The sequence below is a fragment of the Viridibacillus arvi genome (genome assembly GCF_001274945.1).
In the GTDB taxonomy this organism is placed as follows: Bacteria; Bacillota; Bacilli; order Bacillales_A; family Planococcaceae; genus Viridibacillus; species Viridibacillus arvi.
In genome coordinates this window covers 316,368-333,052 of sequence record NZ_LILB01000005.1, presented here as the reverse complement: position 1 = coordinate 333,052, position 16,685 = coordinate 316,368, and the positions used below count along the sequence as shown (strand labels likewise).

Below are 16,685 nucleotides of genomic sequence, written 5' to 3'. Positions count from 1 at the left end.
GGGAAAACTATGACCTATAGTCCAATTGATATTCAAGAAGTAAGCCTACATCGACTTGTAATGAAATTAAAAGAACCATTTACCACAAGCTTCGGTACATTTCAAGAAAGAGAATTTTTTGTCATCGAAATAGTTGATGAAAATGGCCTATCAGGTTTTGGTGAATCCGTCGCTTTTGCAAGTCCTTGGTATAGTGAAGAGACTGTAAAAACGAATGAACACATGATGACAGATATTCTTATTCCCTTGCTAATAAAGGATCCTATCGCTCATCCACAAGAAGTGTCAGAAAGGTTTAGATCTATTCGGAGAAATAATATGGCAAAATCTGCATTAGAGGGAGCGGTTTGGGATTTATTTGCGAAACGTAGCAATCAAACATTGGCGAATGCCCTTGGAGGCGAAAAGAAGCAAATAGAAGTTGGAATTAGTATAGGCATTCAATCATCTGTAAAAGAGCTTTTAGAAATTATAAGTAATCATGTAGATGAAGGTTATAAACGGATCAAAATTAAAATAAAGCCAGGTTGGGATTATGACGTTTTGAAAGAAGTTAGACAACATTTTCCTAATTTAGATATGATGGCAGATGCAAATTCAGCTTATACGTTGAAGGATATAGAACTGTTAAAAAGACTTGATGAATTAGATTTAATGATGATTGAACAGCCGTTAGCGCATGATGACATTATTGATCATGCAAAATTACAAGCACAGTTATCTACTCCCATTTGTTTAGATGAAAGTATTCATTCATTAGAAGATGCTAGAAAAGCTATAGAGTTAGGTAGTTGTAAGATTATTAATATTAAAATCGGTCGTGTTGGAGGATTAACCGAATCGTTAAAAATTCACAACTATTGTCTTGAGAAAGGAATCCCTGTTTGGTGCGGAGGAATGCTTGAATCTGGTATTGGTCGGGCCCATAATATTGCACTAACAAGCCTTTCTCAATTTGTTTTACCAGGTGATACAGCATCTTCAAATAGATATTGGGAAAAGGATATCATTGAGCCAGAGGTCACCGTCAAAAATGGCATGATCACGATACCAGATAGTCCTGGTATAGGTTATGAAATAAACCGTGAAGTACTTGAATTGTACCGAGTAGAAATTAAAACAGTTACGAAAAACAATAAGATTTCTTTGAAGCCATAAATCATTAAAATTGGGCATTAATCCCCCAAAAAACAATTCAATTAAACGATTGTAGATAAATGATGTTTATTCTCTTAATATTTTTCAAAAAGTAAAGAGCTTATGACAAAATAGATTTGGTAGTTTAACTCAATTTTTTAAACAAGAAATATACTTTACGGAAAATAAACCAATAATTATTGGAGGATGAGAAGAATGGAGAATCAGTTTTATAATCAAAAAAACCAGAATAGTCCGTTAGTTATTGACGGGCATTCTGATATATTATCTGATGTACAGATTCAACGTGAAAAAGGCAGAAGAAAGATTATTGAAACGGATTATTATGAACGTTTAGTAGCAGGTGGAGTAAACATCATAGTAGCTGCTCTATATGTTGACAGTAGTTTTCTTCCGGAAATGGGCCTTCGAAAAGCATTGAGTCAGATAAGTTACTTATATGAAGAGGTACAAGAATCTCCAGAAAAATTGATGATTTGCTATAACGGAGAGGATATGGAATGTGCTAAACAATTGGGGAAAATCGGATTCTTATTGTCTATAGAAGGGGCAGAGCCATTAGGAACGGACCTTAGTCTATTAAGAGTATTTTACGAATTAGGTGTACGGAATCTTGGGTTAGTTTGGAGTAGAAGAAATGCCATAGGGGATGGGAGTTTCTTTCAGCCAATTCGTGAAGGAAGAAAAGGGGGCATCACAAGTTTTGGAGTCAAAGTGATTGAAGAAGCTGAGAAACTAGGAATAACAATTGATGTCTCTCATTTGAATGATGAAGGATTCTGGGATGTGATGGAAATAAGCAACAAACCAATCATTGCATCACATTCAAATGCTCGCTCACTTTTTTCGACGATGCGAAATCTAACGGATGAACAGATTCTAGCCATAGCTTCAAAAAATGGTGTGATTGGAGTAAATGCAGCAAGCTTACTAGTTGCTGATGATGATGCTAATTGTAATATAGAGTATCTCATCAATCATGTCGATCATCTAGTAAAAGTTGCAGGTATTCAGCATGTTGGAATCGGGTTAGATCTTTGTGAAGATTTAATTAAATATATGTCACCAGCTGATTTGGCGAATATACCACGTAAGCCATTCGATGTCATTTCAGGTCATCAAGAAATTCCTCTATTTATCGAAGGTCTTATAAATCGAGGCTATAAAGGAAATGAGATTGAAGCGTTATTAGGAGGGAATTTCCTTCGAATCTTTAAGTGATAAAACGAATGTTCAGATTTAACGGGTACAAGTATTTTAGAGATAAATTTTAATAGATATATTTTTTTGTTTAAAAAAATCAGAAAATTCGGAAATGGAGAGATGGATAATATGAAACAAGAAACAATGATGAAAGAATTCGATCAGTATGCCGGTGAGATGACGAAGAAATATCAGATTCCAGGCTTTGCAATGGGCTTAGCGAAGGACGGTCAATTATTTTATGAAAATGATTTTGGCTATCGAAATATAGAAAAGGAGCTTCCTCTATCCTCTAATACTGTATTTGGAATCGGTTCAGTAACGAAATCATTTACATGTGTGGCTATTCTCCAGCTACAAGAGGCTGGAAAACTGTCTGTACACGATGCTGTTGTGAAATATTTACCAGAATTCAAAACTAATAATGAAGATTATACGAAACAAATGACGATTCATCACTTTATGACTCATTCTGCAGGAATACCGCCTTTACCCGCATTAACAGGTGCAATGCGTACGAGTATGTTACTAGATCCAACATTTGAAGAAGAGGGAAAGCCAGACATGGATTTATCAAAGATACCGTCTATTGAAACATATGAGGAACTAATGAAAGATATCGCGAATGCAGATTTTACATTACTAGGTGCTCCAGGTACAGAGTTTAGCTATTCAAATGATTGTTATGCCCTTTTAGGCACTATTATCGAACGAGTCAGTGGAATCAGTTACGAACAGTATATGAAAGATTATATTTTAGACCCAGCAGGTATGCACCAAAGTGTATTTCATTATGAAGAATTAAAAGGACACGAGGATGTTGCAACACTTTATAATTCACGAAAAAAAGATGAAGAAACGATTGTGTTTGAATCCAATAATCCATGGGATGCTCCGGCTATGCGTGCAGCAGGATTTTTGAAATCTACTATAAATGATATGGTTAAATATTCAGAAATCTTTAGAAATAACGGGAAAGTAGATTCAGTACAAATACTGACACCAGAGAGCGTTGAATTAATGACAACACCTTATATCCAATGTGATCATGAGAGATATTACGGATATGGTTTAATGATAACACCTGACTATTTTGGCTATCGATTGATAGAACATGGAGGCTCCATTAAAGGAGTAGCTGCTCAATTGAATATGATTCCAGAATTAGGTTTAGCAGGCGTATCATTTACTAACTTAGCAGGAGTACCTTCTACACAACTTTTATATAGTGCATTTGCAGAACAACTAGGTAAATCTATACATGATTGTCATTTTAGCTTGGAAGAATTTGATATATCACCTGAAAAGTTAAATGAATTCGAGGGTGAATTTGTATCTGGTGAAGGATCGAAAGTGAAACTTCATGTTGAAGCAGAAAAACTTCATATAAATGTAGATGGAATGCAATCGATTATTAAGCCAATTGCTGAAGACACTTTTTTAGTTAACATAAAAGACTCGAATTTGATTCTGCGTTTTAAAAGAGATGAAAAAGGAACAATTGTAAGAATTAAATGTGGATATAGACAAATTCCAAAAGTGAATTAAGGGGGGAGAAATTTGGTTGTTAAACATCTAAAGAAATCTTATCTATTAATTACAGTTTTTATTTTGTCTATGTTTATTTTGGCTGCTTGTAGTTCGGATAAGGAGTCAACCAAAGATCAAGGTGATGATTTAAACCAATCTACTCCTCAATCTGGTGGTACGATTACAATTGCTGCAACTGAAGAACCTGATACACTTGATCCTCATAAGACAGGTATGAATGTTGCTAGTAGGATCACTGGTCTTATGGGAGCTTCACTTCTAACTAATGATCCAGAAACAAATGAGATAAAACCGTTTTTAGCTGATAGTTATACCGTTTCAAAGGATGGGAAAACAATTACCTTGAAAATACGACAAGGAATAGTGTTCCATGACGGGACACCGTTAACAGCGAAAGTCTATAAAGAAACATTTGATCGTATCTTAAACCCCGAAACAGGCGCAAAAGTGGCAGCTAACTTTATAGCGGGGATTAAAACGGTATCAGCACCCGATGATCAGACATTGGTTATTGAGCTAGTAGTACCATCAGCGCCATTCCTAAGCAATTTAGCACTTGAAGGATATTTACAACCATTATCGCTTACAGCTATAGAAAAGCAAGGAGATGATTATGGACGTAATCCAGTAGGAGTAGGACCTTGGAAGTTTAAAGAATGGGTGAACGGACAATCGATTACATTAGTAAGAAATGAAGAATATAAATGGTCACAATCATTTTATGAAAATAAAGAAAAGGCCTATCCGGAAAAACTAGTTTATAAGTTTATCAAAGATACACAGACAATGATTGCAGCATTAGATAGTGGATCCGTTGATATTGTTAATGCAGCTGCAAAAGATGCGCAACGTTACCGTAATAACAAGAAGTTTGAAGTACTCGAGATTGATAGTCAAGGAATTGGGTTATTTCTAGAAATGAATATAGAGAACAAGATATTAAAAGATAAGAATGTTAGAAAAGCAATAAATATGGCGTTAAATAAGGAAACAATTATTAAGGCTGTACTGAATGGAGAGGGAAAACCAGCAAATGGTCCTCTCCCACCAACAATTTTTGGCTATGACCCTAACGTTGAAAGCTATGGTAATAAATACAACCAAGAAAATGCTATTAAATTACTAGAAAGCTCCGGTTGGAGCAAAAATAGTACAGGAATAATGGAGAAGGATGGAGAAGTTCTTCGATTTGAACTTTTGACCGATAGCACGCATAAACAACCTGCCCAAATCGTACAAGCAATGTTTAAAGAAATTGGAATCGATCTAAGCATCCAAACAATAGAAGCTGGTACTTTGATGGAAAAGGTATCAAAAGGAGAATATGAAATCTCCTTCTTAAAATATACTTATAATGATCCTGACGTGTTATATATTTTATTTCACTCAAGTCAAATTGGTGGATTGAATCATGCAAGGGTGCAAAACGCTAAGCTTGATGCGCTTTTAGAACAAGGAAGAACAACGATCGAAACGGAAGAAAGAAAAAAAATATACGCGGAAGCTCAAAAGATTATAGTTGAAGAAGCGTATTGGGCACCTATTTATACTCAAAAGGAATATTATATTGTGAATAAGAGAGTTCGAGGTTTAAAACTTTCTAATTCAAATGGATTGCTAATACATGATAGTTGGGTGAAACAATAATGAAACAGTTTATCATCAATCGAATATTATCAAGTGTTATTGTGATCTTTGGCATTTCAATCTTTTCATTTTTGCTTATTCACTTAATACCAGGTGATCCTGTCAAAATAATGGTAGGTATTAATGCAACCTCAGAGCAAGTGGAAAAACTTACACACCAAATGGGGCTTGATAGGCCTCTTTTGGTGCAATACAGTCACTTTATTTCTAATTTGATTCAAGGTGATTTTGGAACATCATTAAAAACAGGTCGGCCAGTATTAACTGAAATAGTAGAGCGTTTTCCAGAGACGATAAAGCTAGCCTCAGCAGGAATGCTATTTGCTATCATTATTGGTATTTCAATGGGGGTATTGGCTGCTAGATATAAAGATTCACTGATTGATACATTTTGTATGGGAATAGCTACGTTAGGGGTTTCAATTCCAAGTTTTTGGTTAGGGATTTTGTTAGTGATGATTTTTTCGGTTAATTTGAATTGGTTCCCGATTGCTGAAGGAACTGGAATTAGAGATGTTATTCTTCCTGCTGTAACGCTGGGGGTTGTTGGGTCTACTATGATCAGTCGGTTAACGAGAAATGGTATGGTGGAAGTTCTTTCTAATGATTATGTTCGAACGGCAAGAGCTAAAGGTCTTGATGAGAGGTTGATTGTTTTTCGCCATGCATTTAGAAATGTCCTCATTCCAGTCGTTACGGTAATTGGTCTACAAATTGCGGGTTTACTTGGTGGTGCGGTTATTATTGAACAAGTATTTAATTGGCCAGGCATTGGAACACTAGCAATTGGAGCCATTTTGTCAAGAGATTTCCCACTGATCCAAGGAATAGTTCTGTTCATGGGTGTTGTATATGTAACTATTAATATATTAGTAGATATCTTGTATAGCATTATTGATCCTCGTGTTGAGCTGAGTGTAAAGGAGGAGAGCTAATGACCAAATTGAGTGAAGCGTATAAGCCTATTCAAGCTCGTTCTATTCCTAAAGCTCCTTTAAATGTAAAGTTCGATACCTTGAAAAAAATCATGTCCTATAAGCGTGCAAAATATTGCTTGGCATTTCTTTTCCTGATAGTCATTATTGGAGTTTTTGCTCCAATACTTGCACCTTATAATCCAAATAAACTTTTCTACGACGCACTTTTGCAGCCACCAAGTAAAGAGCATTTGCTAGGAACTGATGCAATTGGAAGGGATACTTTATCACGTCTAATATATGGTGTTCGAGTTACTTTGTCTGTTTCTGTTTTCGCACTGGGAATCACTTTTGTAGCGGGAACATTCATTGGATTAATTTGCGCTTACATTGGAGGAGTAGTTGATAACATCCTAATGCGAATCATGGACATATTATTAGCTTTACCCAGTATCATTTTAGCTCTTGCGATTGTAGCGATATTGGGCCCAAGCTTAACAAATGCGATGCTTGCGGTAGGTATAGCCTCCATTCCTGGATTTGCTAGATTAATAAGGGGAGCAGCTTTAACGATTAAATCATCAGGATATGTAGAAGCAAGCCGCTCAATAGGTAGTTCACATAGTTGGATTCTTCGTAGACAGTTTTTACCGAATGTTACTGGCGTATTAATTGTTTATACAACACTTTTTATCGGTGTGGCGATACTAGATACAGCAGCACTTAGTTTTATTGGATTAGGTGCTCAGCCACCAACGTCTGAATGGGGAACAATGCTTAGTGAGGGCAAAGATTATCTTTATGAAGCTTGGTGGTTAGCTACTTTCCCTGGTCTTGCTATTACAGCTGTTGTTTTTTCGGTCAATTTTTTAGGCGATGCTTTAAGAGATGTTTTTGATCCTAAATCAAAAGGTTAATAGTTAGGAGGTGGAAGGAAATTGGAGAATGTGTTAGAAGTTAAGGAACTTACTACGCAGTTTAAAGGGAAAGTGGGTTATCTTACTGTTGTTGATAAGGTTGATTTTACTGTTCGGAAAGGGGAAGTAATGGGAATTGTAGGTGAGTCAGGTTGTGGGAAAAGTGTTACTTCCTTATCTATTCTACAACTGCTTGATAAAAAAGGGAAAGTATCAGGTGGAGAGATTCGATTTAAGGATATTGACTTATTAAAGCAAGGGGAAAAAGAGTTAAGGAAAATTAGAGGAAAAGAAATTTCGATGATTTTCCAAGACCCAATGACGTCCCTCAACCCTGTCTTAACCATTGGTAAGCAAATTGGTGAAATCATTGTGAAGCATGAAAAGCAAAAAGGTTCGAATGTGAAAAGTAAAGTTGTGGAACTTCTTCAGCTTGTAGGCATTCCGCGTGCAAATGAATTATTTCATGAATACCCTCATCGACTTTCTGGAGGGATGAAGCAGCGCGTCATGATTGCAATGGCGATTGCTTGCAATCCATCCTTATTAATAGCTGATGAACCAACAACAGCATTGGATGTAACGATTCAAGCTCAAATTCTCGATTTACTTAGATCCTTAAAAGATGACATGGATATGTCTATCCTACTTATCACACATGATCTTGGTGTTGTGGCAGAAATATGTGATCGTGTTGTTGTCATGTATGCAGGACAGGTGGTAGAAACTACGGATTCTAGAACGCTCCTACGAAATCCAAGACATCCATATACGACTGGTTTAATAGAATCAACACCTCAGCAATCGACTATAGGAAAACGTCTAAAGTCCATTCCTGGCCAAGTTCCAACTCCTGATGAATATGGAATGGGATGTCGATTTGCAGATAGATGCCCAAAAGCTATGGAAATATGTAATCATGGAGTTCCTCCGCTATTGATGATAGATGAAAATACTTCGTGTAGATGCTGGTTATATAAAGAGGAGGAGCATGGGGTATGACTACATCTCTGTTACAAGTGAGAGACTTAGAAAAAAGATTCAGAGCTCAAAAATCCTTTTTCCAAGCAAAGCAATACGTTCATGCAGTGAATGGCGTAAGCTTAGAGCTAAATGATAAGGAGACAATCGGAATAGTTGGCGAATCAGGCTGTGGAAAGTCAACAACTGGTAGATGTCTATTAAGACTTATTGAACCAACCAAAGGAGAAATCCTATTCCAAGGAAGGGATATCACGAAATTAAGCAAAGTGGAAATGAATAAGCTTCGTAAAGAAATACAAATGGTGTTTCAAGATCCCATGGAGTCGATGAATCCCAAACTAACGATTCGAGAAATATTGTCAGAGCCATTAATTGCACATAAAATCCCGAAGGCTCAACACGTTGAATTAATCGTTAAAACACTGGATCTAGTCGGCTTGTCAGAAAAGCATTTATTCCGTTATCCACATGAATTTTCAGGTGGGCAAAGACAAAGGATTGGTATTGCAAGAGCAATCATTCTAAGACCGAAAATTGTTGTTCTCGATGAACCTGTCTCAGCTTTGGATGTTTCCGTACAGTCTCAAATTCTAAACCTTTTACAAGATTTGCAAGAAGAATTAGGGCTATCCTATATTTTTATATCGCATGATCTAGGGGTTGTCCAGCATATTGTTCACCGTATTGGTGTCATGTATCTAGGAGAGATGGTGGAGATTGGAGAGAAGGAGAAAATATTTGATAAACCACTTCATCCTTACACACAAGCACTCATATCAGCTATTCCAAAATCAGACCCTGATGAAGTAAAGGAGAGAATTATACTTACAGGTGAATTACCTTCACCATCTAATCCACCAAGTGGCTGCAAATTCCATCCTCGCTGTATGTACGCGACGGATACTTGTAGGTCTGCCAAACCAGAGATGCGTGAAGTAGAAGGACGGAAGGTTGCTTGTCATTTGTATAATTAAAATCATTAAATATGATCTAAAAGGGAGCGATGAATTTGAGTAATCGAACTACTATACCCGAAGATTTATATAAATTTGAGTGGCCAAGCAGTCCTACGCTTTCGCCTGATGGACAACTTGCTATATATGAAAAAACAATCGCATGTTTAGAAAATAATAACTATGAAACACAATTGTATTTAACAGATACTAAAGGTAATTCAAGAAGAATATTGAAGAACTCTGGAACAAGCAATGTAGAACCTATTTGGTCTCCAGATGGAAAGACGGTTGCTTTTGTTTCCAACGCTGTTTATGGTAGGCAAGTTTGGTTGTTAAATATAAAAGATGATGAAACCTATTGTCTAACAAGATTCCGACATGGAATTAGTTCGATTATTTGGTCCCCTAATGGTAAGAAGATTTATGGAGTAGTTCCAGTAGATGCAGAAAAAGAAGCGGAAGTGTTCACTGAAAACCAATCAGTAGACGATGCTAACAATGAAATTCTGCAAATTCATAAGGAATGGGATGAAAGCGCAAAGCGATTCAATCGCCTTTATTATAAAAATGATGGAATCGGATTACAAACATCTTTAATTCGACAAATTGTCGCAATTGATGTAAGCACAGGTGCATTTGAGCAGTTAACGAGAGGAACAAATGATGTCTTTGAACCTACTGTATCTGCTGATGGTAGATACATCGCATTTAGCTCAAACCGAGAAAATGAAATTAAGCAATTTTGTGGGCAAATTTATCGTGTGCCTACCTCTGGTGGTGAGGTAGATTTGCTATATGATCATCTTCCATCAAGCTCTCCATCCTATTCACCTGATGGTAAGTGGTTAGCTTTTTTTGTTACGGAGTCATGTCAAAAGCGATTGTTAGTAATCAATGCCAATGGAGGAGAAGCTAGGTGCTTAAGTGAACAATATCCTGATACACTGTGCGATATGAATTTTACTGATATGCGCTACCTAAAATCTCCACTGCGCCCTCAATGGTCAAAAAATAGCCAGTATGTCTATGCTCTTGGGACTCGAGAAGGTCGAAATGAAATTATAAGGTTATCTATGGACCCATTCCAAAATCAAGTAGTAGTGATAATTGGAGGAGATAGGACAATTTTTCATTATGCATATGATGGTGATAAAACATTTGTAGTAGCTTACTCTACAGTTAATCATCCAGGAAAGATAGCAGTGATAAAGGTTGATGAAAGCGATACGATTGAGTTTCAACATCGGGATCCGAAGGAAGAATTTTCTATCACGTCTGTTCCGCTCTTTCCAGAGGTTGAAGTCCGATTGGATGATTGTAATGATCAATTACTCACGGAACTGATTGTAGTCGAACCTGAAACTTTTTCTTACCAATCAGAAGATGATTGGCAAATTCAAGGGTTTGTACTAAAACCTGCGAATATGGAGGCAGGTAGAAAATATCCAGTTCTTCTAGATATTCACGGAGGGCCGCATTCTTCGTATGGTTTCAGTTATTTTCATCAAATGCAGCTATTCGCAGCACATGGATATGCAGTAATCTATATTAATCCGAGAGGCAGTTCAGGATTTGGCAAAGAATTTACCAATGCAGTACACGGTGATTACGGTGGTAAGGATATGACAGATATTTTGAATGGACTGGATAAGGCATTGCGACAATTTGATTACCTTGACGGGAATCAGGTAGCTGTTAACGGTATTAGCTATGGAGGGTTTATGGTGAATTGGCTAGTCACTCATACAAATCGATTTTTTGCTGCAGTGTCGGAGGGATGTATTTCTAATTGGGTTTCTATGTATGGCACGAGTGATATTTCACCACTTTTTGTTGAACAAGAATTTCAAGGGAAAACAGATTTTGAAACACTTTTGAAGTTTTCTCCATTATCTTATGTGGATCAAGTAAAAACACCTCTTATGCTGCTGCATAGTGAAAATGACTTAAGATGCCCAATCGAGCAGGCTGAGCAGTTTTACTCGCATATTAAACGTCGCGGAGGAGAGGTAGAATTTGTCCGTATGCCTAATGCTAGTCATGGACTATTGGCATACGGTGAACCGAGGTTAAGAGTAGAGAGATTAAATGCGATGATTAATTTTATAAACACTCGACTATTAGAACCGATTAAAGCTGGTGCTTGTACAAATGAAAGAGGAAGTTAGATCAACCTAAAATATTCACCCAACCAGTTGTCGGTATTATGCCGGCGACTGATTGTTTACTTTCGCTTATATTCGGATATAGTGAAAATTTTTTAGATATTTGTAGTTTGATTCTGCGAACGCCGTCGTACTACTCCTTAAAATGTCTATGTATGCCGTTTTAGCTTATTCAAGTAAAGTCCTAGTTACTTGAATAAGCTATGTGCAGGCACTATTTATTATTGACGTGGTGCTAATAACATTACTGCTACGCCAACTAAGCATATCCCTGCGCCTACCCAATCGTATAAATCGGGTGCTTTTTTATCAACTCCCCATCCCCACAGGACAGAAAGAACGATAAATACTCCTCCATAGGCAGCATACACTCTGCCGAACGATGGAAACGATTGAAATGTAGCAATAACACCGTATAAGGCTAAGGCTATTCCTCCACCTATTCCCCAATAGTATGGTTTACCATCTCTTAACCATAGCCATATCAAATAACCTCCACCAATTTCAGCTAATCCTGCAAGTATAAACAAAACAATTGCATAAAAAATTTAGACCACTTCCTAAACAGTATTGTATAAAACAAATTATAACTTATTCTTATTGAATTAACGTGCCTCTTAACATGAAACTTTCATTAAAGTAATTCTATTAATTCAAAAGCTTGAAGTACTTCATCAATAATTTTAATTAATATACTCTTCAATTCTATCCAACCACTCATTTACTAAAATATTAAAAAGTTTCGGTTGTTTAATTTGTAAATGGTGACCTTCTCTATCTAATACCACAAATGTTCCTCGAGGTTACATTTTATTATATCGAGTGTATCTTAATATCCAACTAAACGAATCTTGTTTTCATAAATGGAGCAGTTAAGCAATCTTTTAAGTAAAAATACTATGTCGCGAATTACTAAAATAATAATCTACTAAAGGGATGCTATTTAGTAACTTATGTATGAACTTATTTGAACAAAGTTGCTATATTAAAGGTCATATTTTGTAGTGAAATGTAAATTTGATAAAAATTTAAGAATATTATGTATTTTAGGTAACAGAATTATATGAATTTATATATAATGATAGAAGGTAGAGTCATCTATTTTGGATTGTACGAAACCAATATAAGGATAATTTAAGGGGATGTTTAAATGGCGAAACATAATTATAAATTTGTAAAACCAGCTGCATCATTAATATTAGGAGCAACAGTTTTAATAGGATCTCTTGCAACATCGGAATCAGTAGATGCTGCTTCTTCAAAATATCAAGTTTCAAATAGTAAATTAGTAGTTAAAGAAACAGGTAAAACTGTAAAAGGATATAAGCAATTTAATAGTAAACTTTACAAAGATGGCAAACTTTATACAGGATTAAAAGGCGGTATGTATTATAAAAACGGTAAGAAGGGCACTGCTAAATACAAAGGTGTCTATTATTCAAAGGGCAAGGCTTTTACAGGGGTAAAAAGCAATACCTATTATAAAAATGGTAAGGTAGCAACAGGGTGGTATGGAAAAGATAGTGCTCAAATCTATTATGTGAAGGGAAAACCATTAACAGGAATCGGTGCTAATTCAGGTCGATACTTTAAAAAAGGTAAACTCAGCACAGGGTGGTATGGTGACGGAGCAAAACGTACTTATTATGTACAAGGAAAACCATTTACAGGTATCGCAGAAAAAACAGGTCGTTACTTTGTAAAAGGTAAGTTAAATGTAGGTTTAGCAATTTTTAATGGAAAATTATTTAACGGTGAAAAGTTAAATACAGGAGTCATTCAATATAAAAACGTTTGGTACAAAGATTCTACAATTGCGAACGGTAAAATCACAACTCCGGATGGCAAAGAAATTAATGTAGTTAATGGCGTAGAGAAGAACTTTGCATTATCAATCATGCACACGAATGATACGCATGCTCATTTAGACAATGCAGCAAAAAGAACAACTGCCATCAAAAATATTAGAGCTAAAAATCCAGATGCATTATTACTAGACGCAGGTGATGTATTTAGTGGAACACTATATTTCAATGAATTCAAAGGACAAGCAGACTTAAAACTGATGAATTTAATGGGCTATGATGCTATGACTTTCGGAAATCATGAGTTCGATTTAGGCTCAAGTCCAGAAGGGCATCAAGCATTAGCAGACTTCATTAAAGGAGCAAACTTCCCATTCATTAGTGCTAACGTAAATTTCTCAGCAGATGCGCGTTTTACAGGTCTCTTTACAGATTTAATTTCAAGTGAACCTGAAAAAGGAAAGATTTACAATGGAATTGTTAAAGAAATAAATGGTGAAAAAGTTGGGATTTTCGGATTAACAACCGAAGAAACAGTAGATATTGCTAGTCCAGGAAGCATAGCGTTTGAAAATTATATAACTGAGGCTGAAAAAGCAGTAAAAGCTTTTGAAGGTCTAGGCGTTGATAAAATTATTGCGTTAACACATATTGGTTTTGATGATAATGCGGAAATAGATAATGATTTAACATTAGCAGCAACAGTAAAAGGCATTGACGTTATTGTTGGTGGACATAGCCATACTGAGTTAAAGAACCCAGTTATTGTAGATCAAGACATCAGTAAGCAGAAAAAAGACCCAACTGTTATCGTTCAAGCCTATCAATATAGTGATTATTTGGGCACTTTAGATGTAGAGTTTGATAGTAAAGGTACAGTAGTCAAATCAAATGGAGAGCTTATTGCATTAAAAACTTTAACAGATGATCCAGAAGCGGTTGCCATATTAAAACCATATTCTGATAAACTTGTAGAAGTGAATAATAAAGCAATTGGAGCAGTAGCAAAAAGTGAACTTGAAAACCCAAGAAAAGATAATTCAGCAACTGACAAGTTAAGTGTACGTAGCAATGAAACAGCACTCGGAAACATCATTACTGACGGTATGCTAAGTAAAGCTAAGACTAAGAATAAAGATGTTATTATGGCGCTTCAAAACGGTGGTGGTATTCGAGCAGGTATTGATGCAGGTGAAATTACTGTCGGCGAAGTGATTACAGTACTACCATTTGGTAATACATTAGCAACAATGACTTTAACAGGTGCTGATTTAAAACAAGGATTCGAAACGAGTTTTAAAGAATATCCTGCAGAAAGCGGCGGCTTCCTTCATGTATCTGGTGCTAAAGTAGAATTTGACTCAAGTAAGCCAGTTGGCCAACGTGTAGTTTCCATTAAATATAAAGACGATAGCGGCAATTACATTGCAATTCAAGACGGTGAAAACTATACAGTAGCAACTAATGCCTTCACTGCAAAAGGTGGAGACGGCTATGATATTTTTGCTAAAGCATATGCAGAAGGCCGTGTAACAGATTTAGGTCTTTCAGATTGGGAAAACTTAGCAGAGCATTTAACATCACTTAAAGAAATCACCCCAACTACAGAAGATCGAATTGTTGATATTGCGAAGTGATTTAATGCCAATCTGCAGAAAAATTATGAATTTCATGTTAGGTTAAATAATTAATAGAATGTATCCCCCTGATAGCTTTAAATTAGGGGGACGCTCTTAAGCTATATAATGTTACTAAATTACAACCAATACAGATAGTGTAGAAACTTGACTATTAGCACACAAGATCAATATCTTACTTTTTAACTTTGCATGGATACTTCACACTTGTGAGCATAGAAAAAGCACCTCCGAATTGAATTTTGGTAATACCAGAATTTAATATCGAAAGATGCTTTTTTTATTTGTCTGTATCTTAGAGGCAGTCTCTATCCTTTTAAGACATTTTTGTGAGTATTGAACTTTAATCGAAATATGAAAAAAGATGATGTATTACGGGTTATATCTCTTCTAATTTAGGTTGATGTTTTTTTAACATGATGACGAATAAACTAGCTAACACACACATGCTACCCGCTAAAATGAAAGCCCATTGATAGGAGCCAAATACTTTGAAAATAACTCCACCACCAAACGCTGCAACGCCGGCTCCAACCTGATGAGCAGCCATGATCCAACCGTACATCAAGGTGCTTTTCTTAAGCCCAAATTCTCTTCTTGCCAATCCAATCGTAGGTGGGACAGTGGCAATCCAATCTAAACCATAGAAAATAGAAAAAATGACTAGCCATACATATGAACCTTGAGCTAAAGCAAACGGTAAAAACAGTAAGGATATTCCTCGGAGTGCGTAATACCAAAATAGCAGCCAACGATTATCAATTCGATCAGATAACCAGCCGGATAATGTTGTTCCCACTAAATCGAATACTCCCATAAATGAGAGCATTGCCGCTGCTGTGACAACAGGAATTCCAAACCCTATGCAATAAGAGATGAAATGAGTTCCAATTAGTCCACTAGTAGATAAACCACAGATGAAGAAACTACCTGCAAGAAGCCAAAATTCTTTTAGTCTCAGGCCTTCCATGAGCGTACCTAGTGCTAATTTAAATGGATTTTGCTTAATAGTAGGTTGTGCAGCAGATTGATCATTATTTTCCTGCCCATACGGTAGAAGTCCCTTGTCTTGAGGAAAGTCCTTCATAAATAGAAGGATTAGTATTAAGATTAATAGACTAAGAATAAAGATAAGTCCGGTTGCATAACGCCAAGAATAGTGATCGATTATTGTAGCTAATACCGGCAATAATATTAATTGTCCAGTTGCTGTACTTGCCGTTAAAATGCCGACTGCGAGGCCTCGCTGCTTCACAAACCAGCGATTCGCAATTTGTGTACTTAATACCGTTAGGAATAAACCAGAACCAACCCCGATCATGACGCCCCAAATCAGTATTAATTGCCATTGTGTTTGCATAACGAAAGTCAATGCAAGACCAGAAGACAATGTTAGCATTGAATAGAGCATCATTCGTTTCAAACCAAAAACCTCTACAAATGCTGCCATAAAAGGTCCCGAGAAACCATATAAAAATAAGCTAACTGCAAAGGCAAAGGAAATGGCAGGGCGACTCCAGCCAAACTCGAGCTCAAAGGGATCTATGAAAACACCTGAGGAGGACCTAATGATACCTGCAACAATAATAGAGAAGAATGTAACCGCTAGAATAATCCAGCTATAGTGAAATTTTTTCATTTAAGCACTTCAACTCGTTTCTAGTTATTAACCATTGAATTACCAGTTTCATATTAAAAAATAGGAAATGCTATATAAAAACAGTGATTGCATTAGTTTGCTAAAT

The 16,685-nt window shown here is 36.2% G+C and carries 12 protein-coding genes; 10 read left to right on the top strand and 2 right to left on the bottom strand.

The window, feature by feature from the left end:
- Positions 1-9: 9 nt before the first annotated feature.
- From menC to AMD00_RS10885, 9 genes are all read left to right on the top strand, one after another.
- Positions 10-1,158 carry an o-succinylbenzoate synthase gene (gene menC / locus AMD00_RS10925; protein ID WP_245639500.1) on the top strand — a complete coding sequence of 383 codons (1,149 nt, stop codon included), beginning with the start codon at positions 10-12 and terminating at the stop codon, positions 1,156-1,158.
- 195 nt (positions 1,159-1,353) lie between these two features.
- Entirely contained in the window at positions 1,354-2,379 is a 1,026-nt protein-coding gene (locus tag AMD00_RS10920) for a dipeptidase (RefSeq protein WP_157059236.1), read from the top strand.
- Between the two features lie 111 nt (positions 2,380-2,490).
- Positions 2,491-3,909: a serine hydrolase domain-containing protein gene (locus AMD00_RS10915; protein WP_053417103.1), complete on the top strand. Its 1,419-nt coding sequence runs from the start codon at positions 2,491-2,493 to the stop codon at positions 3,907-3,909.
- Positions 3,910-3,921: 12 nt separating this feature from the next.
- A complete protein-coding gene (locus AMD00_RS10910; RefSeq protein ID WP_053417102.1) occupies positions 3,922-5,559 on the top strand; it encodes an ABC transporter substrate-binding protein in 1,638 nt (545 codons plus the stop codon).
- The gene (gene nikB / locus AMD00_RS10905) at positions 5,559-6,494 is read left to right on the top strand and encodes a nickel ABC transporter permease (RefSeq protein ID WP_053417101.1); all 936 of its coding nucleotides are present in this window, start codon (positions 5,559-5,561) and stop codon (positions 6,492-6,494) included. Before AMD00_RS10910 ends, nikB begins: the two co-directional genes overlap by 1 nt.
- Positions 6,494-7,393, top strand: a complete 900-nt coding sequence (locus AMD00_RS10900) for an ABC transporter permease (protein WP_053417100.1) — start codon at positions 6,494-6,496, stop codon at positions 7,391-7,393. The genes nikB and AMD00_RS10900 overlap by 1 nt, the downstream gene beginning before the upstream one ends.
- Positions 7,394-7,414: 21 nt before the next feature.
- Positions 7,415-8,395 carry an ABC transporter ATP-binding protein gene (locus AMD00_RS10895; protein WP_053417099.1) on the top strand — a complete coding sequence of 327 codons (981 nt, stop codon included), beginning with the start codon at positions 7,415-7,417 and terminating at the stop codon, positions 8,393-8,395.
- Complete coding sequence (locus AMD00_RS10890) at positions 8,392-9,351, top strand: ABC transporter ATP-binding protein (protein WP_053417098.1); 960 nt, start codon at positions 8,392-8,394, stop codon at positions 9,349-9,351. The genes AMD00_RS10895 and AMD00_RS10890 overlap by 4 nt, the downstream gene beginning before the upstream one ends.
- Positions 9,352-9,386: 35 nt before the next feature.
- Positions 9,387-11,501, top strand: coding sequence for a S9 family peptidase (locus tag AMD00_RS10885; RefSeq protein ID WP_053417097.1), 2,115 nt, complete (start codon positions 9,387-9,389; stop codon positions 11,499-11,501).
- Between the two features lie 218 nt (positions 11,502-11,719).
- Here the strand turns inward: AMD00_RS10885 and AMD00_RS10880 are convergent, their stop codons facing one another.
- Entirely contained in the window at positions 11,720-12,046 is a 327-nt protein-coding gene (locus AMD00_RS10880; protein WP_053417096.1) for a YnfA family protein, read from the bottom strand.
- A 602-nt stretch (positions 12,047-12,648) separates the two neighbouring features.
- Here AMD00_RS10880 and AMD00_RS10875 point away from each other — a divergent pair.
- Complete coding sequence (locus tag AMD00_RS10875) at positions 12,649-14,940, top strand: bifunctional metallophosphatase/5'-nucleotidase (RefSeq protein WP_053417095.1); 2,292 nt, start codon at positions 12,649-12,651, stop codon at positions 14,938-14,940.
- 379 nt (positions 14,941-15,319) lie between these two features.
- On the opposite strand, the gene AMD00_RS10870 is transcribed toward AMD00_RS10875, so the two are convergent.
- Positions 15,320-16,579, bottom strand: coding sequence for an MFS transporter (locus AMD00_RS10870; RefSeq protein ID WP_053417094.1), 1,260 nt, complete (start codon positions 16,577-16,579; stop codon positions 15,320-15,322).
- Positions 16,580-16,685: the final 106 nt, after the last annotated feature.

Bases quoted from the DNA above. Each gene is read 5' to 3' on its own strand.
- AMD00_RS10890 (WP_053417098.1), top strand. From the start codon at position 8,392: ATGACTACATCTCTGTTACAAGTGAGAGACTTAGAAAAAAGATTCAGA.
- AMD00_RS10875 (WP_053417095.1), top strand. From the start codon at position 12,649: ATGGCGAAACATAATTATAAATTTGTAAAACCAGCTGCATCATTAATA.
- nikB (WP_053417101.1), top strand. From the start codon at position 5,559: ATGAAACAGTTTATCATCAATCGAATATTATCAAGTGTTATTGTGATC.
- AMD00_RS10870 (WP_053417094.1), bottom strand. From the start codon at position 16,579: ATGAAAAAATTTCACTATAGCTGGATTATTCTAGCGGTTACATTCTTC.
- AMD00_RS10915 (WP_053417103.1), top strand. From the start codon at position 2,491: ATGAAACAAGAAACAATGATGAAAGAATTCGATCAGTATGCCGGTGAG.
- menC (WP_245639500.1), top strand. From the start codon at position 10: ATGACCTATAGTCCAATTGATATTCAAGAAGTAAGCCTACATCGACTT.
- AMD00_RS10900 (WP_053417100.1), top strand. From the start codon at position 6,494: ATGACCAAATTGAGTGAAGCGTATAAGCCTATTCAAGCTCGTTCTATT.
- AMD00_RS10920 (WP_157059236.1), top strand. From the start codon at position 1,354: ATGGAGAATCAGTTTTATAATCAAAAAAACCAGAATAGTCCGTTAGTT.